Annotated in this window: 1 protein-coding gene; it reads right to left on the bottom strand. The window is 59.3% G+C overall.

What is annotated here, in order from left to right; genetic code table 11:
- Positions 1–88: 88 nt before the first annotated feature.
- Positions 89–595 (bottom strand): chemotaxis protein CheW (locus ACIQVE_RS19940; RefSeq protein ID WP_402811236.1); only part of this gene is annotated, 507 nt, incomplete at its 5' end.

Consider the following 595-nt stretch of genomic DNA (forward strand, 5'->3'; position numbering starts at 1 on the left):
AAAACCCGAATCGTCCACCACCAGGACTTTGACTGCCATAAACACTCCATTAGGTGCGGCGGGACGCTATCGCCCCGCCGCCCCGGATTCAAATACGCCGTGCGGCGTAACGCTTGAGCATGCTCGGAACATCAAGGATCAGCGCGATACGGCCGTCACCGGTGATGGTGGCGCCGGACATGCCCGGAGTGCCCTGAAGCATTTTGCCCAATGGCTTGATGACCACTTCTTCCTGGCCGACCAGTTGATCGACGACGAAGCCGATCCGCTGGGTGCCCACCGAAAGGATCACCACATGGCCTTCGCGCTGCTCTTCGTGAGCGGCGGAGCTGACCAGCCAGCGCTTGAGGTAGAACAATGGCAAGGCCTTGTCCCGCACGATCACCACTTCCTGACCGTCGACGACGTTGGTGGTCGACAGGTCGAGGTGGAAGATTTCGTTGACGTTGACCAGCGGGAACGCAAACGCCTGATTGCCCAGCATGACCATCAGGGTCGGCATGATCGCGAGCGTCAGCGGCACCTTGATGACGATCTTCGAGCCCAGGCCCTTGGTCGAGTAGATGTTGATCGAACCGAAGAGCAGGGAAAACAA

Origin of the sequence: Pseudomonas sp. NPDC098747 (assembly GCF_044760045.1) — a bacterium.
GTDB lineage: Bacteria > Pseudomonadota > Gammaproteobacteria > Pseudomonadales > Pseudomonadaceae > Aquipseudomonas.